Here is a 20,943-nt window from a genome sequence, read left to right as displayed (position 1 = left end):
CCCCCACCGAAACCTCTATGTTATCACCAGCTAATACATGTTATCTGGTGCTAACATTCGCTTCCATGGCGGTCTGGAGCCTGTTCTCCATAACACGACGTCGGTTCGGCTTCTCCGGACCCTCGTGGCCTTTCCTGGAAAGGAATTCACCGGTCGGGAGCTCGCCCTCGCGTCGGGCTGTTCCGTGCCGATGGCGATCAAGGAGTTGAACCGGCTCCTGCGCCACGGTGCGCTCTTCACCCGTGTGGCGGGCAAAGCCCACCTGTGGCGATGGGAGAGCGACCACTACCTGACGGCCCCTCTTTCAGCACTCTTCACGGCCGAGAGGCGGGCAAGAGAGGAACTCGCGCGACTACTCCAGGACGAACTCCAGTCGTCTCCGGGACTCGTGCGGCTTGTCCTCTTCGGATCCGTCGCGCGGGGGGAGGAATCGCCGGAAAGCGACATCGACCTTCTTGCGATCGTCGCCGACGAAGCGGCGAAGTCCGCGCTCGCTTTCCGGCTTGACGCAGCTCAAACGAAGGTCGCGTCGAGGTTCGGGAACCGACTTGCGGGCGTCGTCTATTCCGTCGAGGAGGCACGCCGAAAGAATCGGCTGCCCCTCATGAAGAACATAGAAGCAGAGGGGAAGGTGCTCCTTGACCGGACACCATGAGAGTGGAAAGGCTCCCGAAAACGCGTGCCGCCGTCTATCTTGCGAAGGCGACCCACTTCCATCGCATGATGAGCGACGCGTACTCGACCGGTAACAGCGACGGCGCGGCACTCGCGGCCGTTCATTGTGTCATTTCCGCCCTCGACGCGGTAACGGTCGCGTATCTGGGCGAACGGTCCCGCGGCCCAGATCATGCAGACGTTCTGGCCCTCGTCTCGAAGGTGTCACTCCCCGACGTCAGGGAAAAAGCATCGCAGGCGAAGAACGTCCTCGCGATGAAGAACGTCGTCGAGTATGAGGATCGTCACGTCTCGCCGGATGAGACGGAGATCATTGTAAAGGAGGCCGAGCGCGTCCTTCGATGGGCGACGCGGCGCGTAGGTGGTCCGTGAGCGAGGGCACCTGCTCCAAAAAGGGCGACTCCGCCGTCATTCCAATAACTTCGCGACCATCCGCCCCTCCAAGTAATCCCTCTCGGCCAGCGTCACCTTCACCTTGTCCCCCCGCTTGATCTTCACCTTCACCGTCTCGCCGCTCTTGGGGTCCACAAGGTCGCGCCAGTTCTTCGCGTCGATGGTCGCGAGGATTCCGGGCCTTTCAATCGACCCGACAAGAGGGTAACTGTCGTTCTCGTCCACCGACCAAGGCCTGCCCGTGATGGCGGAGGCCGCAATACTCGCCTTGAGCCCGGTAGTCGAGCGGGAGACGCCAGCGTCCGCGATGCCGTTGCCGGTTCCCGCGGATGGTGCGCCTAGCCCGATTTCGCGCGTCTCGGACCTTACGGCGGTCATTTGGGTCTTCGCCGTCTGAACGACGCAAATCGCGATGAAACGACTCACGGTCATGGCGAACATTATTACCCTTGACGCGTAGTGGAATACAGCCCTCGCACAATCACACACCCCGGATACACGTGATGGGAGTGCGGTTGCGGGGGCGAAAGGGTCCGGCAATGGGCCCCCGGCGGAGCGGCTCCCCAGGAGCTATACTTTGATGCCGGGACAACGCCGTCCCCGATACGCCCCGACAGTCGCCCCGCCACGGGTCAGGAAATCGAGAGGGCGAAAGCCCTCAGATGAAACGAACTGTTAGTGGCGGGGGACAGGGGTACAGGATCTTGCGAAAAGTTTGACCCCGGGCCAGCGCGTCGTGGACGCCCGACCCGTACGCTACACACCGGCGGCTTCCACCACACTCGGCTGCCCCGGGGCTTCCGTCACCGTTGTCGATGATGCGGATCGCATGCTCGTAGAATCGACTATTGATTTTATATCGCTCCTCCCGATACCCGCTTGACCGCCCATGGTCAAGATAATCGTCCTCGTGAAGCAGGCAATCGACGTCGATGTCGTGAAGATCGACTCGAAGACGGGCGAACCGCAACTTTCCGGCGTTCCTTTCAAGGTCTCGGACATGGACAAGAACGCGGCCGAAGCCGCGATACGCGTCAAGGAGAAGAACCTGGGCTCGACCATCACGGCGCTCACGGTCGGCGGGGCGAAGGCCGAGGAGGCGATCAAGGAAGTGCTCGCGATGGGCTGCGACGACGCCATCATCTGCCGTGATCCGGCGTTTGACGGGTCCGATAGCGCCTCGAAGGCGTTGATCCTCGAGAAGGCGATCCGCAAGGCCGGGGCGTTCGACCTCATAATCGGCGGCGAATTCGCGATCGACACTCTAGGGGGCCAGGTCACGCCGCGCCTCGCGGAACGATTGGACCTCCCACAACTCTCATACGCGACGGCGCTAAAGGTCGACGGCGGAAAGGCCGTGATCGAGCGCGAAGGCGACGAAGGGGTCGAAGTGCTTGAGGCGGACCTCCCGGCTTTTGCGAGTGTGACCCAGGAAATCAACCAACCGCGTCTCCCCTCGCTGATGGCGATCCTGCAAGCCGGCAAGAAACCGATGAAGGTCTGGAACGCAAGCGAGCTTGGTGTGGCGGCTGCCGACGTCGGGAAGGGGATGGCGCGCGTGAAGCAGATATCCAACAGGGCCCCGAAGAGCGAACGGAAGGCCGAACTCATCCAAGGGGACAACCTAGAAAAACAAGTAGAGGAGCTTGGCCGCCGTCTCGTGAAGGAAGGTGCGTTGAAGTGACGGTGATCCTTGCTTGCGGCAATTCAACGCGCGGCGGGCTCGAGGCCATAGCGGCGGCACGGGCTCTTGGGGGTCCCGCGGCTCAAGTGATCTATGCTGACCTCGGGAAGGCGGCGGGTGATGTTTCCGGATTCATTTCGCATGGCGCCGATGCGGTCGTCGCCGTCACGGACGCGGGGCTAGACGCACGTTCCGTGGAAGGTTTCACGGAGGTCCTTCACAGACTCATCGGCGAACGCGCGCCTTCCTACGTGGTCATGGCCGGGAACAAGTTCGGCAGGGAGACCGGGCCTCGTCTTGCCGAGCGCCTCAAGGCCGCTTGCATCAACGACGTCATCCGGATCCATGGGGACGGCCCGTCCTTCGAGCGGCTCGTCCTCTCCGGCAATTCGGTCGAGACCGTGGCGCCGTCAACGCCCGGGCTCACGATCGTCACCATCCACCCCCATTCTTTCGAACCGCTCCCCGCGGATGCCTCACGGAAGGGGGAGGTCGCAGAGGTCAAGGTAGCTGTCAAGCCAAGCCGGACAAGGCTCGTCGAAGTCAAGAAACGCTCCACTGCGGGTGTCGACATCTCCGCCGCGCAAACAATCGTCTGCGGCGGTCGCGGCTTCAAGAAGAAGGAAGACTTCCAGATGTTATACGACCTGGCCAAAGTCATCGGTGCGGAGGTCGGCGGGTCGCGCCCGATCGGGGCCGACCTGAAATGGATAGCCGACGACAAGTGGATCGGGCTCTCCGGAAAAGAGGTGAAGCCTCGACTCTACATCGCAGCAGGGATATCAGGCCAGATACAGCACCTCTCCGGGATACGTTCCGCGAAGACCATCGTCGTCATCAACAGCAACAAGGACGCGCCGTTTTTCAAGGAGTGCGACTACGGGCTCGTGGCCGACCTTTACAAGGCGCTGCCGTTACTCACCGAGTTTTGCAAGCGGGAACTCAAGCGTTAGTCGAGGCGCTGGAGACCCCGCGCATCAGAGGCGCTCTTCGTCGTTTTCGCCTACTCGAGCCGCCGCTTCGGGCGTCGCTTCCTCGCCGCAAGGTCTACAAGGAGGCCGCGCGAGCGATCCTCCTGGTGACGTCTTGAATAGCCCGAGAGTATGGTGAAGGCGAGTATCGTGGCGATCAAGAGGAAGATCGCCTGGATGCCGTTGAGGTAGAGCGCCATCCCCTGGAATGTCCCGATATCGGCGACGCCGATCGCAGCGACGAGTGGCGGCAGGTACTCCACGAGTTCCATCGTGAGGACCGTGAGGAAAAGGGAAGCCGATAGCGCCAGTTCCCGGACGCGGATGTACATGACCTCCTCGATCACTTCCGATACCGGGTTGTTCGAGAGCACTTGCGCCAGGCGAAGCCCCACGAGGAGGATGAACACGGCCGCGACGCCGTTGAAGAGGGCCACGGCATCTTGCATCGTCGTTATCTCAAACGCCAGGAGTGATCGCCTTCCTGATCCTCTCGACCGCTTTCCGGGCCTCGACGAGCACGAGGATGCTGTTCGTGTGAGGCTGCAGGAGGACCGTGAGCGTCGTCACGTCGTCGACCGCGAAAACGCAGATGGACCCGCTGTCCGTGGTTATCACCGTGTTCATCGGAGTGCCGAAGTCCATGAGCGCGACGCAACGCTCCGAGGCTTTTGCAACAAGGCTACCGACGATGGCGGCCGGCCCCGTCTCCGCCCCGCCCTTGAGGTTCGCTGCGACCACGTGGCCCTCGTCCGTGTTGAGAATCGTCCCTAGTATCCCCGGGACCGCCGATTGGAGGTCCGCGAGTATCTTCGCCAGCTCCTCCTCAAGCTCTTCGCTCGGAGACAGCGGTCTTCCCTCGCCTGCGACGGCTTCTGGCATACGTTGCGCCCGGGTATACATTGGCGTATTAAGCCTTTTATGAAGGCGCGCGTCACAAAGCGGAGTTGTGCAGAGGGCACCGCGTGACATGGATCCCGCGCCGTCTCTCGTGCGCGGCCGGAATCTAGCGGCGTTTCACTTCGACGCTTCCGCGAGCCGCGTGATCACGAAATCGCGGTCGAGACTCGCGAGGAAGAAGCCTGCGCGCGGGCCCCGCTCCTTCGCAAGAAGCGCCTTGTATACGGGCTTGAACGCCTCGCCGCCTTTGAGCCCGAGTCTAGCGCCCGCCTCGTGTATCGCATTGTGTATCGCCTCGGGCGACCAAGCGACGGATCCAAGGGCCGCGACGACGGCCTGAAGGGTGTTCCGCTCGCTCGGCGTGATCGCCGCCGCCATTTCATCGGTGAGTGTTGCCTGGAGGGAGAACCGCACGTCCTCCGGCGCGAACCGTTCGATCCAATGCTTCACGTGCCGGACTCGCTCGCGAAGAGCCTCGCGATCGGCGTCTGATAGCTTCGAGATGTACCCGGTCCGCCCGAGCACCGCCTCGACCTGTTCGATGCCTCCTGCGACCTGCACGACCGTGACGAGGTGTCGGTACGCGACTTGCTGGGGCCGGATGCGTGGGATCTCCCGTGGTTGCGCGAGTTCGTAGGTTCGCTTCGCCTCCTGGAGTTCGGGCGCGCTAGTCCCCGTGAAGGCCGCGTCCTCCCACTTGTCGTAATCGTCGACGAGTTGCAGGATGCCAAGCCCCGTGTCGAAGTCGATGTGCCGCTCCGGCTGGTATCGTAGCATCAGGAACCGCAAGACCGCTGGCGGCGTCATGGCGAGCATGTCGGTGGCAGCCACGGCCGTCCCGGTCGATGAGTGCATGGCACCCTGTCCCTTGATGAGGACGAACTCGTAGACCGTATGGTGGGGAGGTTCGTAATCGTAGACGCGCTTTGCGATCTCGGTGCCAGTGTCCCACGAGCTTCCCGCGGCGGCGTGGTCCTTGCCGAAGGCCTCAAATGTGACGCCTAGGAACCCCCAGCGTGCCGGCCAATCGACGCGCCAAGGGAGTTTTCCGCCTCCCGGCCTCGTTATGTCGTAGCGTCCGACGTGACCGCAGCCCGCCGGGGTCTCGCCCTTCGCGGGAAGCGTGCACGAGAAATCGATGAACGGGTATTCGTAGAGCGTCGGGACGACGCCGCTGAAGCGTCCGCACGATGGGCAGAGGACATTGAAGGGGATCCAGTTGCGGGGCAGGGCCCGCTTGCTCACGCGCTCGATTATCTCCCTGATCTCCGAGGTGCGCTCGAGCGCCACCTTCGTCGCCTCCACGTACATCCCGGAACGGTACATCTCATGGGCAAGGAGTACTCGCGGGTCCACGCCGAGTTCATGAAGCGCCCCAAGGAAAGGCTGCAGGAAATGCTCGGCGTAGGACGCGTGACCGGCGCAAGGGCAGGGGATGTCGGAAAGGGGTTTACCGACGTGAGGCGCATAGGTCGCGGCGTCCAGGAACGGGTAGACTTTGCGCAGTGGATCGAACGTGTCACCGATGTAGATGAGTTCCGAGGCGACGCCAAGGTCTTTGGTGGCCCGGAACACCGCCTCGGTCGTGAGGACCTCGCGCATGTTGCCTACGTGGATCGGGCCGGATGGAGTAATCGCTGTGGCGAAGACCTGTTTTTCAACGGGTTTCTTGGCAACGAGTTCGGAAGCGAGGACGTCGGCCCAGTGCATTCGCGCGTGTTAATGTGGAGGGAGTAAAAAATACCTCTGACGCGCCCCCACCATGGTCGATCGAAACGGGCGACGGCGCGAGGCCCGCGGACGACCTTGCGCCCGGGAAGGCGCGCCCGCTCGCGAAAGGATGGGCCGTTTGAGAGTCGGAATGTCTCGGAGGTGCTTTCAGGGCCCGATCTTCTTCTCAAGCGCCCCGAGCCTCACCTTGATCTCACCTTCGGCTTCTTCCACGCGCGCGATGAGGTCCTTGATGTCGCGATGCGCCTCGATCATCGACCGTTCGAACGGCGTGAAGCCCCGTCCCTGGAGTATCCGATGAGCGACGAAAAGGCCGATCAACATCCCGCCGAGGAAAGCGAGGACGATTATCGTGACGAGCAGGAACACGTTCCCGAGGAGGAACAGGAACAGGCTTTCAAGCGGGATGATGCCGAAGGCGGCCAAAACGACGAAGAGGATGACGAGGGCGACAAGCGCCAGCGCCGTCACGTAGCTACGGGGAAGTTGCGCCATCGTCCTTCTGGCCGTTAATATCCACACGCTCTAATAGCTTTTCGAACGGCAACGCGGTCTCGCGCGCTTCACGGACCAAGGCGACCCCGGCCTTGTAAGGGGTGATGCGGGCGGACTCGCCGGACGCGTTCAAGGCGAAGTCGAGTTCATAGTAGAACCGGTTCTCGGCGCGCAGGGCATCGATCCGTAGGTGGAAGGAAGAGTTTCCCGTCTTGTTGTTGAGCGCATAAGTGTCATTCAACGCGATGGACGTCGCGTTGTCGAGGCTCAAGTTCAACCAGTCATACCTCAATTCTCCGAAAGCCGAGTGCACGTAGACTTCAACGCGGCCGTCGTAGCCGTCCGCCAGGAGGAGCTTCGGATGCTGCAACGGAGAACCGGAAGAGGGAGCGCCCACACTGAGACAACCGCCGAAAACGAGTATCAGCGGCAGGAGCGCTCTCGCCTTCACGCTCGATGAAGGTCGATGGGGCGGATAAGTTTGACCGTTCTCGAGACGTCTTGAAGCGCCTCGCCTCGACGCCTCGCCCGCGAGCGGCGGCCCCGATGCAAAAACTCTATCGTGCGGGGCCCTCTCCCGCCCCCGTGGTCAGGCGCTGGGTGAAGGAAAGGCGTAACGACGCCTTCTACCGCAAAGCGAAGCGCGAGGGTTACCGCTCCCGCGCCGCTTACAAGCTCCTGGCGATCAACGAGCGGTTCGAGATCTTCAGGCCCGGTTTTTGCGTCGTCGACCTCGGGGCCGCCCCGGGCGGATGGAGCCAGGTCGCAAAGGAACTCGTGGCTCCGGACGGCCGCGTCGTAGGCGTCGACTTGCAACGCATCGACCCCGAGGAGGGCTGCGTGTTCCTCCGGGGCGATGTCACGAAACCCGAGGTCGAGGAAGAAGTGAGGAAGGCCGCCGGCGCTAGCGTGGACGTAGTGCTTTCGGACATGAGTCCCAACATCTCGGGCCACTACGAGACCGACCACGCGCGATCGGTGCACCTTGCGGAGACCGCGCTTCTCGTCGCGACACGGTTACTGCGGCCTGGTGGCCGGTTGGTCGTCAAGGTCTTCGAAGGCGACCTCTTCCAGGATTACGTGAAATTGGTCGAGGCGAAGTTCAGCAAAGTGAGGACCCATCGGCCGCCGGCGACGCGCGAATCGTCGAGCGAGATCTACGTCATCGCGAAACGGTTCGGCCTTCCTCCGCAGGACAAACCGGAGAACGAAGAATGACACGACCGGGTGGAGCGCTCGGCCTCATCGGGCCTTTGCTTCGAGAAGTATCGCCTGGATCTCCTTAGGGGAAGCATCGGTGCGGATCCCCGTGTCGATGAGCGACGTCCTCGAAGCCTTGAACCCGACGGCGCGTAGGCCTTGAAGTATGTCGGAAAACGGGATGGAGGATGCCTTGACGCCACGGGCCACGACGTGAACGTCGATCGAGGGCGATTCCACGCGGGCCTCTTCGGCGAACCGGCCCAGTTGGGCCTCGAGGCGGGTGGCGGAATGGAATTCGCGTTTCCCGAGAATGCCGTGAAGCTCCTCGATGAAGGATTCATCGAAGATCGGCCCCGCCCAGAGGGGGCCGGCTGTTTCGAGCGGGCCGCCGCACTCGCAATGTTTGGCGGGAGCAGTGTGCAAGGCTCTTCGGAGGCATGACGTACAGTATTGCATCACGCCCAACCGGTCAAGCGTCTTGTCCGCGGTCGCCGCTCCCCCGGCCGAACGTAGATGGACGCGGTAATAATGCTGATCCGTCTCGACGAGAAGCGGCTTCAACGCGACGTCGTATTTCGCCGCCGCACGGATCGCCGCACCGGCGAGGATGCGTAGCCCCGTCTCATGCATCGCATCGAAGCGAAGCGGGGTCGCGAGGTACTTGCGCTTGCACGCGGCGGGAGAAGTACCGGCGAGGCAAGCGGTGTCGGTGGCCGTGATCGAGACAAGGCCACCACGTTTTAGCGAGCGGCCGATCGCGTCGAGAAACGGAGCCGGGGTGCCGAAGGGGTCTATGTCGATGAGATCGTAGCGCTCGTCGCTCATCAGCGAATTGAGGTCGCGGTTCGTTATCTGGGGCGCCACCGAATTCGCCTCCGCGTTCTTGAACTCCAATTCCGTGGCGGCCGGATCGCGATCGTTCAACGTCACGTCCTTGACGCCGGCCTCGACCATCCAGCGAAGGCCGCGCACTCCACTGGCCGAAAGCCCGTCGAGAGCGAATATCGGACGCGGCGCGTTCTCGGTGGCGGCGATGAGGACGCTAAGCGAGCGGTTCTTCTCGCCCGCCCGGTTGTAGAAGAGCGGGCCGCGACGCTTTCCGGGGCCGCGCTGCTTGTGGTCCGAGGGGACGCGAAGGGTGGTGCCGCCCTCCTTGATCGCGGCAAGCGCGGCATCGGGGTTCATTTGGAGGACCCAAGTGGGCACTCGCAATAAAGTTTGAGGTGTCGCGCAACGGAAGGCGTCCTCCGAAGGCCCGGGCCGCGCGGCCCCAACCGCAGGGTACCCTAGAGCACTTCGCCCTCAAGCAACTTCTCTATCTTGTAAGGCAGCAGGTTCCTGTTCACCTTCGTTACCTCCAGGATGCGGATGTCGTCTCTTCGCCGGATGTCCTGAAGAAGCGGATTCCTGCTCTTCTTGTGCAGTGTCATGAGCATCGGCTTGTGGCAGTCGAGTGCCTTCGTGACAGACGCGCAGAAGGCCTCGCTCTCCATCTCCATCTTGCCGACCTCGTCGATGACGATGACCTCGGCCTCCTTTATGGCCTGCTGGATGGCCTGGACCCCCACGTCTTCGAGGGCTTTCAGGTCGACTCCGAACTTCCCGACCTTCACCTCGCTGTTGATGTTCACGTGGGCGAGGATGCCCTCTTCCTTCGTGAGCCAGTTCATTATCTTGAAGCCGGTCCGTTCGCCGTCGTCGTCGTCGATGGACTCCGTCACCATCCCACCGACGATCGTCTCGCGCTCTTCGAGCTTTGCGACTATCTTCAGGAGCGTCACGGTCTTTCCCACCGATGGGAGGCCGGTAATGCCGATTTTCACGTCGACGGGCATCGTGAGCGGGTGTGTAACGTTCTCCGTGCTAATAAACAGTTTTTAACGTTCAGGGTTGAAACAGGCGCTTTCCGGGGCGTTACTGGCCCCGGCGCTGCAACTGCATCGACACGATGGGCCCAGCGGCGACGATGAGCGCGGTGAGCGACGAGGCAAGGATGAGGACGACGTCCGTGTAGCGTGGATAGAAGAGGAGCGACAAGGCGAACGCCACGGCGACGACGATGATGCCGAGGGCGACCCCGGTTATCCGGTCGCGAGACTTCGGGTAGGCTATGTTGCTGACCATCAACAAGGCGAGGAGGCTGATGACGGCAAGAGACACCGGGCGCGGGATCGGCGAAAGGACCAGGAGGCATATCGAGACGGCGCACCACGGCGTCGGCAGTCCACTGAAGGTCTTTGCTTCGGGCTCGTCGGTCGCGTTGAAACGCGCGAGGCGCAACATGCCAAAGACCAGGACGAGAAGGGCCACGAGGATCGCGGAATACCAGGCTTCGGCCCCGTAAGCATAGATGATGAAGAGGGCTGGTGCGACGACGAAGGTTATGAGGTCAGAGAGCGAGTCCAACTGTTTCCCGATGCGCGTCGACCCGAACCTTCTTGCCACGATCCCGTCGAGCCCGTCGAAGGCAAGCCCGATGCCGATGAACGCAGTCGCGACGATGTCGTCGCGTATCGCCGTGAAGTACCCCGTCTCGATGAAAAGAGTGATGATCGCAAAGAATCCCGCGAGGCCGTTCAGGAGGGTGAGAGCGTCCGCGAAATGGTTCTTCAGCCTCATCCGGTGCGCCTCGCGATCGTGCTTTGCGACGCCCTGACCCTCTCACCCTTCCCCACCGTGGGGAGGAGACCGGGGGGCAGTTCGACATCGACGCGGCTTCCGAGCATTATGATGCCGAGACGTTCGCCTTTCTTCAACGTCTGCCCCGGCACCACGTAGCTTCTCACGCGGCGCATGAAAGCACCCGCGATCTGCGTCACTACGATCGTGCCTTCGCTGCATTGGAGCGTCGTGCGAAGGCGCTCGTTGGCGTCGGAGTCCTTGTCCCATGCGAACCGGTGCCCGCCGCTACGATGCTCTTGCGACACGACAACGGCGTCGGCGGGCGACGTGTTCACGTGGACGTCGAGCGGTCCAAGGTAGATGCGGAGGGCGTGGCCGCCGACCTCCGTCTCCTCGACCGCGACCACCTTCCCGTCCGCGGGGGAGACGACTCCCGGACCCGCCGGGCGCGCGGGGTCTCGGAACATGAAGCCGAGAGACACGCCGGTAAGGTGGAGCGTCAACCCGGCGCCGAAATACAGTCCCTTGTCCGGGACGAAGAAAAGGTCGTAGAGCATGAGGAGGATGCCGATGAAGAAAGGCCAGAAGTAGAGGTGGAAGGTGCCGGGCGCCGTGACTCTCATCATAGACCCCCGTCAACCCTATCGCCAATGGCCGGGACGACGTAGAGGCGGCGCACGAGTTCACCTTGGCGAGGCGCTTGGATCTTCATCCCGTTTTTCGGGTTGCTCGACCGGCCCCGCGTCGCCGGAGGTAAGCGCGCCTCCGTTCACGGGCGGCTTCGGCGGCCTTTCGAAAAACCCGGGTCGACGGCGCTTCGGAAGGTCGAAGATGTCGAGGATGTTCGAATGCAACTCGGGAAGAAGCATGAAGACCGCGAGGGCGATGAGGACGAGGGCGACGAGGCTTCCGCCTTTTCCGACGACCGAGTGCATGAATTCGAAGCGCGCGTACGAGTTGACCGCACCCGTCTCGACGCCGAACAGGCCCCAGAAGCCTACGAACCAGTCTGGAACCGTCTCCTGGATCTTGAAGCCCCAGACGATCAACGCGTTACGGAACAGGTTCAAGAAATAAATGACGGGGACGACCGCGAGGTACGCGAGACGCTTTCGCTCCTTCGCAGCGTTCTCCGTGCAGTAGATAGCGGCGACGAAGATCATTATGGATTGTATCGCCGTGCACGCAAGGATGATGGTGACCGCGTAATCCGTCCCACCTTCGAGGAATATGTGGTACCGGCCCTCGGGGTCGCTCGACGGAGCGACGACCACGGTCGACGGGACGCCGAAGATGAGCTGCAGCACCCACGTCGTCTGGACGGTGGTGGAATAGATGAGCGCCTCGGTTATCGGGGGAAGGCGATATATGACGAAGTAGGTCGCGGCGGAAATGAAGGTCGCTCCAGCCATCCATCGTAGCGGCCGCGGATCCTCGCCCCATTTTTTCGACAGGTGCTCGTGATATGCGATGTAATCGAGGAAGAGCGGCCCGAAGAGGGCGAAGTACGCGTTCACGGGGTCCCCTTCGAAGAAGAAGTGGGGCGCCTGTGTGGGCCAGTAGGAGGCGAACAGCAGCCAGCCGGCGATACGCAGGTCGTACCGGTTCGCGCCACGCGCGTAGTACCCCGCCCCGAGTAGAGCCAGGGAGCCGAAGACGACGAGAAGGAGTACCGGGTCGATGAAGGCAAGGACGGCGCGTAACTGCCCCGGGAAGACATTCAGTCCCACGAGGACGAATACGATCGGGGCCGCGCCAGCGACCGCGATTCTTTGGACGAACGGGTCCGCTAGCTGTTCGTCGAGCGACCTCATCGGGTCTCGGTCATATTGGCTAGTATAATAACTTTTTTGCACTTGCAAGCGACGGAGGGCAACACACGACCGTGGCCTCCCCGGTGGGATGAATGGGCTCGGCCCAGGGGACTTCGTCGTAAAAGGGAGGCCTTCCCCGTGCTTTCGCCGTGATAGGGAAGCCTTCCCAGTGATTTCCCTACCCTTATATCGCCGGCCGCTCTTGCCGTGCCGGTTGTAAAATGGCCTTTGAAGACACGCTCCTGATCGTCATCGTCCTGCTGTTTCTCGTGATGCTTTTCTTCGCGGCTGTCAGGATACTCCGTGAATACGAGCGCATAGTGATTTTCCGCCTTGGTCGGCTCATAGGCATCAAGGGGCCGGGGGTGGCGTTCATCATACCCATCATCGACCAGACGCAGACGATCGACCTCCGCGTCAACGTGATCGACGTCCCAAAGCAACGCGGCGTCACGAAGGACAATGTGACCGTCGACGTGGACGCGGTCCTCTACTATCGGGTCTTCGACCCGGTGAAAGCGGTCGTGAACGTACAGCAGTACTTCCTCGCGACCGGGCTCCTGTCGCAGACCACGCTTCGAGACGTCATCGGACAGGTGGAACTCGATCACCTTCTGAGTAACCGCGAGGATCTCAACCGCAAGCTCCAGGAGATCCTCGACCACGCGACAGACGCGTGGGGCGTGAAGGTCTCGGGCGTGACCATCAAGGACGTGTCGCTACCCGAATCGATGCTACGTGCCATCGCGAAACAGGCCGAGGCGGAAAGGGAACGGAGAAGCCGCGTCATCATGGCGGAGGGAGAGTTCCAGGCGGCCCAGAAGATGAAGGACGCTGCGGAACTGTATACGACCTACCCCACGGCGCTGAAACTCAGGGAGCTCCAGACCCTTGCGGAGATAGCGCGGGAAAAGAACCTCATAGTGGTCTCTTCGATGGGTGGCCAACTGACGGGCGAGACGGTGGCGCTCGCGCGCGGCGTCTCGGGCCGAGGCGGTCCCGGGGCGTAGATGCGGGGCGTCCACGCACTACTAGTCGCATCGCTCGTCCTCCTTTGCGCCCTTCCGAGCGCCGAAGGGGCCGGAGGGCGCGTTCTTGTGATGAAAGTCGACGGCCCGATCACCGGATCGACCGTCACGTATCTCGAGGAAGCGCTCGACGCCGCGGAAAAGACGGGGGCGGCGGCGATCGTCTTGGAACTCAACACGCCAGGCGGAGGTCTCGAGGAGACGTTCCAGATAACTGACATGTTGGCCGCCTCGAAGGTGCCCGTCATCGGTTACGTGCACCCGTCCCAGGCGGTCGCGTGGTCGGCGGGGACCGTGATCCTCATGGGGACCCATGTCGCCGGCATGGCGCCTTTCACCGTCATCGGATCGTCGCAACCGGTGGCGCTCTCTGAAAGCGGCTTCACGCCGATCAACGACAGCAAGATAATCAACGCTCTCGTGAAGAAACTGCAGGAACTTGCCAATGCCCATGACCGAAACGCCACGGCGGCCGGCCTATTCGTCACCGAGAACCTCAACCTCAATGCGACCGAGGCGCTTTCGGCCGGAGTCGTCGAGGTCAACGCTCCCGACGTGAGGAGCCTCCTTGTTGCGATACACGGCCGTAACGTCGCGACGGCCACCGGGAATGTGACCCTCGACACCTCGTCGGCCGAGATCGTGGAGTTCCCGCCGTCGCTACGCGTCGGTCTCCTGTCGTTCTTCCAGGACCCCACGATCGCCTCCATCCTTCTCCTCGTCGGCATCTACGCGATCATCTTCGGCCTCCAAGCCCCGGGCCACGGGGTCGAGGTGCTAGGCGTCATCGCCATCATCCTCGCACTCATCGGCCTCGGGTTCAACGTCAACCTTGTCGGTGTGCTCATCATCATCCTCGGCATCGCACTCATAGTGGTGGAGCTCACGGTCCCAGGTTACGCGATTTTCGGGATAGCCGGCGTCGTGCTGCTCCTCGTCGGCGTCGCGATAACCGTCCCGCTCTCTCCAAGTGCGCCGGGGGAGGGTTTCCAGTTCCCGGCCGAATACCAACGACAGTTCCTCATCGTCATCGGTGTACCGACGCTTCTTCTTGCCCTCGTCGGCGTCTATGCGTTGGCAAAGGTCGTCGAGGTGCGAAAGAGAAGACCCGTGATCGGCGAGATCGTGGGGGAAACGGCGCGCACCGTCGACCCGGTGGGCCCGGAAAAGCCGGGCTACGTCGATTGGCAGGGCGAACGGTGGACGGCCCGCTCGGAGGAGGAGATCGGTCCGGATGAGGACGTGGTAATCACCGGCAAGGTGGGCGTCGAACTCAGGGTCAAGAGGAAGACCGTGTGAAGGAGCTCATCGTCGGCGTCGATGAGGCAGGCCGTGGTCCCGTCATCGGTCCCTTGGTCGTCGCGGGTGTGGCGGTCGATTCGATCGTGGCCTTACGCGACATCGGAGTGAAGGATTCGAAGAAACTATCGCCGGCCCAAAGGGAACGCCTGGCGCCGGAGATAAAGAGGCTCGCCGTCGATTGGAAGATCAGGGTAAGATCGGCCGCGGAACTGGATCGCCTCATGGAGAGGCAGACTTTGAACGAGATCGAGGTCGACATGTATGCCGAGGTGATCTCGCTTCTAAGGCCCACGCACGCGTATGTCGACGCCGTGGACGTGGACGAGAAGCGTTTCGCGGCCGACCTCATGAGGCGCATCCCCGCCGGGATAACGGTCGTCGCGGAGCACAAGGCCGATGCGACCTACCCGCACGTGGGCGCCGCGTCCATACTCGCCAAGGTCCTAAGGGACGCGGAGGTCCAGAAGATATCAAAGGAACTCGGAGGCAAGATGGGAAGCGGCTACCCGAGCGACGAGGTGACGATCGCGTTCATCGAGAAGTACGTCAAGGAACAAGGCCGGTTCCCGCCGCATGTGCGGCGTCAATGGAAGACGGCCAGGGACATCTGGAAAAGGGCCACTGGTCTCGATCGGTACTGAACACGCATCGCCTCGCGTCCCCTCGACCGGTGCTTCCCCGTGCCGTTCATTTCTTGAGCCAGCCGCTAAGGACGTTCCTCACCTGCACGTAGGCGTTCTCTGGAAGGACCGGCCGATCCCCCTTCTTTCCGGCAACCCCCGTCATGACCTTGCCGCCGATCCCGCAGAACATCGCCTCGGACAAGGTCCCCCGCAGTTCCGTGGGCGGAAGGTGCGCGACGGCGACGCCCGCGCCGCTACGCACCGACACGTCGTTGGTGACGATGGTGAAGGCGTGGCCGGCGTCGACGTTCGTGATGATGAGGTTGTCGGCGTCCGGATGCCTGTGTGCCGAGAGCACCTCACCGACATGGAGATCTATTGCGTTCTCAGGGTGGTTTCCGGGGAGCCGGAAGCGCTGCGGCAGGCGCTTGAGATTCGCGAGGGCGAACCGGACGAACGCGGCGGCCATGCGGTCCTCCTTGATCTTGACCTGCCATTGGGGGCCGCCGAGGCTCTCCTCGATCCTTGTGGCCGCTGCGACGACCTCCTTGGCCGACGCGGAAGTCTCAAGGTCGCCGGATTCACCGTACGAGTACTTGAGGCTAAGGACCTCCGTCTTCAAATGGGACACGGCGGCTTCGAAAGCACCCTTGTTGAACTGCCCACGAAGGCGGTTGCCGTGGCTCACCGCCGCGAGTTCCGTCTCGATCCGTTCGGCCACCAGTACCCGGTAGTCTGCTGCCGTGTCCATTTCCTCACCCGACTCGTGCGAACGGGCGCCCACTACTTGACGACTACGATGGTGGATGCGGCCGTGTCCCCGATCCGTTGGTCGAATTCCGACCTGTGTAGCACCATGACGTCGATGGCCAACATCAGGACACCGATGATGAGACTCAGGCCGTCGCCCGCAAGAAGGGGAATCATCCACAGGAAGCGCAGGAGGTTTCGAAGGAACGCGTCGTAAAGGCCGACGCCCGGGGCCGCGCCGCCCGGCGACTCGCCTTCGCCCGGCATCGGAGAACGCGTCCGTATCGATGCCACTCGTATCCCGACGAGGCGCTTGCCCAATGTCTCCCCCCAAAGGCCTTCTAGTATCGTGAAGTAGGCGAGAAACGCAGGGAAGACGAGGAGGTTCGCGAGGGTAAGGCTACGAACGAGGCCCGTCGGCGACTCGGTCTGGCCGAGGACGGTGAGGGAATAGGCGACGAGTATCACGGCGAAGACGGCGACGACGTCGGCGGTCAGTGCGGCGGCCCTCTGTCCCAAGGAGGCTATGTGCGCCTGCGTGTCAGCGAAGTGGTACATGGTCCACCCTCCACAACCGGTTCGCCCCGACCGCGGGCGGTGCCAGACTGGCCACGATTGTCTTCGCCGCCCGGTTCGCCTCGCCCGCCTGGATGCGCCCTGGTTCGACGACCAGTGAAAGCCGGTACTCGCGGCTCAAGGTCTTCATGTCCTCGAGTATCACGCCGTTCCTGATCTCGCGTCGCTTGAACCGCGTGATGAGCGGGGGCGAACCCGTCCTCAAAGCGTAGTCGACCGCGCGGTAGGCGTATTCAAGGGCACGGCGGTGTTCGCCGGACTTGATGTACAGGTCGGAAAGCGCAAGGCTCGCGTGACACTTCTCCTCGGGCGTCGGGTCGGCGATCATCTTGAACCGCTCCCAGACAGATAGAGGGTCGTAAAACTCCACGGGCGGCACGGGGTACTGGAACCTCAATCTCATGAGGGAACGTTCCCCCGGGCGAAAGAGGAGCACTATGACGAGGTCCGTCGTCATCGCGAGTATCCCCGCGAGGAAAACCATATCGAAAACACCGGCCCCCCCGATCGAGATGGTGCTCGAGCCGCCGGTCTGGGCGAAGAAGTTCAGGATCTGGGGCAGGTTGTAGATGTCGGCGCCAAGAAGCGACCCGATGCTTCCAGCCGCGTAGGCCACCGGGACGCTGCGGATGACGAAGGGTACGGTTACCAGAAGGGCAAAGACCAGAGCGACCAGGGAAGGCGCAAGGCAAGTGGGGCACGTGGTGATGATCCCGACGTCGGGCTCGAAGCGCACTATGAAGAAGGCGACTATCGAGACGAGTACGATGCCGATGACCGCCTTTCCGGCGTCGAGCTTTCCGCTCCTTATCCACCACGCGACGAGGAAGACGGGGATCAGGGCACCTCCAAGGTTCACCGTCAAGAAGGCGTCGCCCACCGGCAAGATAGGGATGTTGACGCCCCAACCGGCGATCGACCCGAGGCAGAGCAAGGTCACCTCGCGAAGCGAGAAACCGATCTCCCGGAACACCTCGGCACGCTCCTTGAAGAGCGCGTAGACGGCAAGTATCGAGCCCGCCGCGAGGATGATTGGCCACGGGAGCGCCGACACCGACTCGTAGAGACCGGGTCCGGTCTGGGACAATACGACCGGCACGGCGACGGGCATCAAGGTATCGGTCGCAAGAACCCGGCGGGCGATAAAAAGGATTATGGACGCGCGAGACTTGGGTCGGGTGCGCGCGATGGAGAGAGCCTGGGTATTCGAATCGAATGCGACGGTGGACGAGTTCACACGGCCCTTCAACCGGGCGCTCGTCATCCGGGGCTGGACGCTCAAGGCGGGAAAGGTCCCGGGCTTCATCGCGGCAAGGGGCCTTTCCACCGTGGTGTTCCGCATCGATTACGACGCGCGTGGGCTCCTCGTGAGAGCCCGCATCAAGTCGCTTCTAGGCGGCGCCAAGGCGGCGGAGGCGGATCTCGTCTGGGCCGGTCAATCTGCCCAATTGACGATCCAGACGCACGACGCCGCGTGCCCCGCCCCCGACTTGCCTCGAGCGCGTGCAAGGGCGCCCCCGACGAGCGAGGCGGGGCGTTCAGAAGACCCTTCCCGCGAAGGCCCGACCAAGTAGGAAGCCGTATTCTGTCGCCCGCGCCCTATACGGTCGGCTCTGGATTGCGCTCCACCCAATCCTCGACCACGCCGGCAAGTCGCGCGGCCCCTTCGACGATCCGCGGCCCCCCACGCATCAGTAATCGGTCGTCGACGGGGATCAAGCCGCCGTGGCGCGATGAACGAAGGTGCGACCACCCCGACCTTGCCGCGGCGTGCGTCGCGTCGATGTTCCCGGAGAGGCCGCACCACGCCAGGAAATCGATCTCTGGATCCCGTCCCTCGACGTCATTGGCCGTGACGGTGCGAGGCTCCGGGTCGGCCTCTTTCACTAGATCCGGCCAGACGTTCTCCCCCCCAGCGATCTCCAGGATCTCGGCCACCCACGGGACCGCGACCATCACGGGGCCCCCCCACTCCTCGACCATCGCGCGCGGTCGCCGTGGCAGGCTCTCTCCCCTCTCCTTGACGACCGCGAGTCCCGCTTTCATGTTCAAAACGAGGTCGCGCCCTTCCTCTTTGCGGTCTATCAATTGGCCCACGAGGCGTACGTTATCGAAGATGGAACTGAGGTCGGTCGGTTGGAGGACGAAGACGCGCAGGTTCCGTCTCACGAGCGCTTCAACGACCTTGTCCTGGATCCTGGTCGACGCGAGGACCACGTCCGGCGACGCCTTCACGACACTCTCTGCGTCGACCGTGGCGGAATCGGAGACACGAGGCCGGTCCTTGATGTGGTCTGGGAAGTCGCAGAAGCGGGAGATGCCCGCGAGTTCGCCGGCCGCACCGAGCGCGCAGACGATCTCCGTTGCATCCGGACTGGTGGAGACGATCCGCATCGGCGGAGCATGCCGCTCTTGGTAGATGACCGTTCCCGGCGAGGCGCCCATCATCCGCCGACGACCGTCGGGGTCTCCGCTCAAGCCCTGCTTGCTTCGATCCTGCCAAGTGGTTTCTTGACGGCCTCGGCTCGTTCACCCCCAAGACCGCGCCCGAGCTCGTACGGCGGGCACGCGGACTGAAATGTCGCAAACACGGATGAGGAGCGCGTCGAGGGCGCGGGCGGTGACCACGAATCCGCCTTCGCTCTTCTCGATGAGCCCGGCTGCAAGTAGGATGCCAAGACGCCGGCTCGCCGTCGACTTCGCAACACCGGCCGACCGCGCGATCTCGCCCGACCCCATTCCGGGCGTGCGGACCAGTGCCCTCAAGAATTCACCGTTCTCGGATCTTCGAAGCAACAGGATGTCCCGGGCCGCCTCTACCGGGAACCGCCCGTGGTTCTCGAAGTAACGGGGGCCGGTGCGGGTGTTGATCCCAGTGACGAAGTCGAACTTGTGGAGCACCACGAGGTGCCGTTTCGCGGTCGTGATGTGGACTCCCACCGCCCTCGCGGCCTCCGCCGACCCGGCCCCCGGGTTCGATCGTACGTGCTCGTAAAGACGCCGGCGCACCTCGTTTGCGAGGAGGCGCTTCTTCACGAGGCGCGTGTAGAGCGTGATGATGGGGCTGAGAAGCATGACGCCCACGGCGGCCGCCGCCGCAGCCGCTACGAGCGTCTCATGGGTGCCGCCCTCCTGCCGGTCGCGCCCCGGTGACCGCGCGGTCCCGCTCCCGGGTGGCGATGGTCCTGATTCGGTGACCGGCGCGTCACTTCCCGGTCCCCGTCCGCCAGGTGCCGCGCCTGCCTCGATGCCTTCGTAAAGCGCCCAATAGAACCCGGCGCCGCCAGTCATCGCGTGCGGGGCAGCATCGACGGCGCCCGGCAGGATTCCGTTCACGTCTGGCAGTGACGGTGCGGAAGGTGGCGCCGGCATCGCGGGGGGCTCGCTCGGAAGGAGGCCATCAGTGCGCGGAACCGTCGGGAGCTCCGGCCCGTCTATCTGTGGAGATGATACCGTCGGACGGGGAAGCCACCGCGATAGCGAGGAGGGCGGCGGCACTTTGATCTCGGAGATCACGGGAGCGCCCGGGAGGGCGGTCCAGAGCCAACGCACGTCGATAACCGGCCCTTGGGGCGGGCCCTGCGGCGCGAGGGTCTCGGCGTCGGCGCCCGGTGCGGGGCCCGGCGGTGCCTCTGGGGAGCCGGGACCATGGTCGTTCAAGAGCCGCTCGATGGCACTCTCCTCGGTGCCCTCGGCTTCCCCGCCACCTCCGCCGCCACCGCCCACGCCACCGCCTCCGGCTCGCCCGCCCAACCCTCCGATAGGCGCCTCGTCCCCTCCGACAGATTCGATGAAGTGCCCTTCGACCGACCGGAACATCATCGCGGATGCGCCGCCGACGGCAAGAGTACCCGTGAGCGCGAGCAGGACCGCAAGTGAGCGAAACTCCAAGACGTTCCCCACTTGGCATTGCGACGCCGACCATTAACCCTGTTCGGGAGAGCGTAGTCGAGTGAAAGGCGGCGTCCTACGGCAAAACCAATGTCTCGCGTTCGAGTTCGTTAGGCTAGAGTTGATGACGCCTCCAGCCGGGCGGCGGGCCCCTCCTGTGGAGGACGTTCGAGACCCGTAGGGTCAACGCAATGTCGGCGGCAGATGATGGCGAATCGCCCCTCGCGGGGCCGGACGGCGCCATGGGCGACGGTCCGGGACCGGCGAAGAAGCCTGGGGGCGTCC

25 protein-coding genes are annotated in these 20,943 nt (G+C 63.2%); 9 read left to right on the top strand and 16 right to left on the bottom strand.

Translation table 11 applies throughout. From position 1 onward, the window contains the following. Positions 1-124: 124 nt before the first annotated feature. The gene (locus HY556_00460) at positions 125-655 is read left to right on the top strand and encodes a nucleotidyltransferase domain-containing protein (protein ID MBI4392256.1); all 531 of its coding nucleotides are present in this window, start codon (positions 125-127) and stop codon (positions 653-655) included. A 2-nt stretch (positions 656-657) separates the two neighbouring features. Then, positions 658-1,047 (top strand): HEPN domain-containing protein, encoded by a 390-nt coding sequence (locus HY556_00455; protein ID MBI4392255.1) that lies wholly within the window; start codon positions 658-660, stop codon positions 1,045-1,047. 36 nt (positions 1,048-1,083) lie between these two features. On the opposite strand, the gene HY556_00450 is transcribed toward HY556_00455, so the two are convergent. Further along, complete coding sequence (locus tag HY556_00450; protein ID MBI4392254.1) at positions 1,084-1,446, bottom strand: hypothetical protein; 363 nt, start codon at positions 1,444-1,446, stop codon at positions 1,084-1,086. 511 nt (positions 1,447-1,957) lie between these two features. On the opposite strand from HY556_00450, the gene HY556_00445 reads away from it, so the two are divergent. Further along, entirely contained in the window at positions 1,958-2,752 is a 795-nt protein-coding gene (locus HY556_00445; GenBank protein ID MBI4392253.1) for an electron transfer flavoprotein subunit beta/FixA family protein, read from the top strand. Continuing rightward, positions 2,749-3,705, top strand: a complete 957-nt coding sequence (locus HY556_00440) for an electron transfer flavoprotein subunit alpha/FixB family protein (GenBank protein ID MBI4392252.1) — start codon at positions 2,749-2,751, stop codon at positions 3,703-3,705. Before HY556_00445 ends, HY556_00440 begins: the two co-directional genes overlap by 4 nt. A 50-nt stretch (positions 3,706-3,755) precedes the next feature. On the opposite strand, the gene HY556_00435 is transcribed toward HY556_00440, so the two are convergent. The 5 genes from HY556_00435 to HY556_00415 all read right to left on the bottom strand — a co-directional run bounded on the left by HY556_00435 (position 3,756) and on the right by HY556_00415 (position 7,300). Continuing rightward, positions 3,756-4,172, bottom strand: coding sequence for a hypothetical protein (locus tag HY556_00435; GenBank protein ID MBI4392251.1), 417 nt, complete (start codon positions 4,170-4,172; stop codon positions 3,756-3,758). Between the two features lie 10 nt (positions 4,173-4,182). Continuing rightward, positions 4,183-4,605 (bottom strand): roadblock/LC7 domain-containing protein, encoded by a 423-nt coding sequence (locus HY556_00430; GenBank protein ID MBI4392250.1) that lies wholly within the window; start codon positions 4,603-4,605, stop codon positions 4,183-4,185. 135 nt (positions 4,606-4,740) lie between these two features. Further along, entirely contained in the window at positions 4,741-6,333 is a 1,593-nt protein-coding gene (gene lysS / locus HY556_00425; GenBank protein ID MBI4392249.1) for a lysine--tRNA ligase, read from the bottom strand. A gap of 168 nt (positions 6,334-6,501) precedes the next feature. Beyond that, positions 6,502-6,849 (bottom strand): hypothetical protein, encoded by a 348-nt coding sequence (locus HY556_00420; GenBank protein ID MBI4392248.1) that lies wholly within the window; start codon positions 6,847-6,849, stop codon positions 6,502-6,504. Then, positions 6,830-7,300 (bottom strand): hypothetical protein, encoded by a 471-nt coding sequence (locus HY556_00415; GenBank protein ID MBI4392247.1) that lies wholly within the window; start codon positions 7,298-7,300, stop codon positions 6,830-6,832. Before HY556_00415 ends, HY556_00420 begins: the two co-directional genes overlap by 20 nt. A gap of 134 nt (positions 7,301-7,434) precedes the next feature. Between HY556_00415 and HY556_00410 the strand changes: the two genes are divergently transcribed. Further along, positions 7,435-8,067: an RlmE family RNA methyltransferase gene (locus HY556_00410; protein ID MBI4392246.1), complete on the top strand. Its 633-nt coding sequence runs from the start codon at positions 7,435-7,437 to the stop codon at positions 8,065-8,067. 24 nt (positions 8,068-8,091) lie between these two features. Here the strand turns inward: HY556_00410 and HY556_00405 are convergent, their stop codons facing one another. The 5 genes from HY556_00405 to artA form a co-directional block, all read right to left on the bottom strand. Then, positions 8,092-9,237 (bottom strand): tRNA (guanine(10)-N(2))-dimethyltransferase, encoded by a 1,146-nt coding sequence (locus tag HY556_00405; protein MBI4392245.1) that lies wholly within the window; start codon positions 9,235-9,237, stop codon positions 8,092-8,094. Between the two features lie 101 nt (positions 9,238-9,338). Further along, entirely contained in the window at positions 9,339-9,887 is a 549-nt protein-coding gene (locus HY556_00400; protein ID MBI4392244.1) for an NTPase, read from the bottom strand. Positions 9,888-9,966: 79 nt separating this feature from the next. Beyond that, on the bottom strand, positions 9,967-10,671 hold the full coding sequence (pssA, locus tag HY556_00395; protein MBI4392243.1) for a CDP-diacylglycerol--serine O-phosphatidyltransferase: 705 nt from the start codon (positions 10,669-10,671) through the stop codon (positions 9,967-9,969). Continuing rightward, entirely contained in the window at positions 10,668-11,297 is a 630-nt protein-coding gene (locus tag HY556_00390) for a phosphatidylserine decarboxylase (GenBank protein ID MBI4392242.1), read from the bottom strand. The genes pssA and HY556_00390 overlap by 4 nt, the downstream gene beginning before the upstream one ends. 60 nt (positions 11,298-11,357) lie before the next feature. Further along, positions 11,358-12,488 carry an archaeosortase A gene (gene artA / locus HY556_00385; protein MBI4392241.1) on the bottom strand — a complete coding sequence of 377 codons (1,131 nt, stop codon included), beginning with the start codon at positions 12,486-12,488 and terminating at the stop codon, positions 11,358-11,360. A gap of 221 nt (positions 12,489-12,709) precedes the next feature. Here artA and HY556_00380 point away from each other — a divergent pair, with 221 nt between their 5' ends. The 3 genes from HY556_00380 to HY556_00370 are packed head-to-tail and all read left to right on the top strand — an operon-like array spanning position 12,710 to position 15,459. Continuing rightward, the gene (locus HY556_00380; protein MBI4392240.1) at positions 12,710-13,498 is read left to right on the top strand and encodes a slipin family protein; all 789 of its coding nucleotides are present in this window, start codon (positions 12,710-12,712) and stop codon (positions 13,496-13,498) included. After that, entirely contained in the window at positions 13,499-14,815 is a 1,317-nt protein-coding gene (locus tag HY556_00375) for a nodulation protein NfeD (protein MBI4392239.1), read from the top strand. It abuts the gene before it with no gap. Beyond that, positions 14,812-15,459 carry a ribonuclease HII gene (locus HY556_00370; protein ID MBI4392238.1) on the top strand — a complete coding sequence of 216 codons (648 nt, stop codon included), beginning with the start codon at positions 14,812-14,814 and terminating at the stop codon, positions 15,457-15,459. Before HY556_00375 ends, HY556_00370 begins: the two co-directional genes overlap by 4 nt. Before the next feature lie 46 nt (positions 15,460-15,505). Here the strand turns inward: HY556_00370 and HY556_00365 are convergent, their stop codons facing one another. From HY556_00365 to HY556_00355, 3 genes are read right to left on the bottom strand one after another with little or no spacing between them, the layout of a single operon-like run. Continuing rightward, positions 15,506-16,225, bottom strand: a complete 720-nt coding sequence (locus HY556_00365) for a hypothetical protein (protein MBI4392237.1) — start codon at positions 16,223-16,225, stop codon at positions 15,506-15,508. After that, positions 16,225-16,749, bottom strand: a complete 525-nt coding sequence (locus tag HY556_00360; protein ID MBI4392236.1) for an RDD family protein — start codon at positions 16,747-16,749, stop codon at positions 16,225-16,227. Before HY556_00360 ends, HY556_00365 begins: the two co-directional genes overlap by 1 nt. Next, positions 16,733-17,881 (bottom strand): DUF1614 domain-containing protein, encoded by a 1,149-nt coding sequence (locus HY556_00355; GenBank protein MBI4392235.1) that lies wholly within the window; start codon positions 17,879-17,881, stop codon positions 16,733-16,735. Before HY556_00355 ends, HY556_00360 begins: the two co-directional genes overlap by 17 nt. 73 nt (positions 17,882-17,954) lie before the next feature. Between HY556_00355 and HY556_00350 the strand changes: the two genes are divergently transcribed. Next, positions 17,955-18,341, top strand: a complete 387-nt coding sequence (locus tag HY556_00350; GenBank protein MBI4392234.1) for a hypothetical protein — start codon at positions 17,955-17,957, stop codon at positions 18,339-18,341. A 25-nt stretch (positions 18,342-18,366) separates the two neighbouring features. On the opposite strand, the gene HY556_00345 is transcribed toward HY556_00350, so the two are convergent. Then, positions 18,367-19,161, bottom strand: coding sequence for an ABC transporter substrate-binding protein (locus tag HY556_00345; protein ID MBI4392233.1), 795 nt, complete (start codon positions 19,159-19,161; stop codon positions 18,367-18,369). Between the two features lie 135 nt (positions 19,162-19,296). Beyond that, a complete protein-coding gene (locus HY556_00340) occupies positions 19,297-20,670 on the bottom strand; it encodes a helix-turn-helix transcriptional regulator (GenBank protein MBI4392232.1) in 1,374 nt (457 codons plus the stop codon). Between the last annotated feature and the right edge of the window lie 273 nt (positions 20,671-20,943).

This window comes from Euryarchaeota archaeon (assembly GCA_016207515.1).
In the GTDB taxonomy this organism is placed as follows: Archaea; Thermoplasmatota; SW-10-69-26; order JACQPN01; family JACQPN01; genus JACQPN01.
The sequence above is the reverse complement of the archived record's forward strand: the minus strand, read 5'-3'. Positions and strand labels throughout refer to the sequence as shown.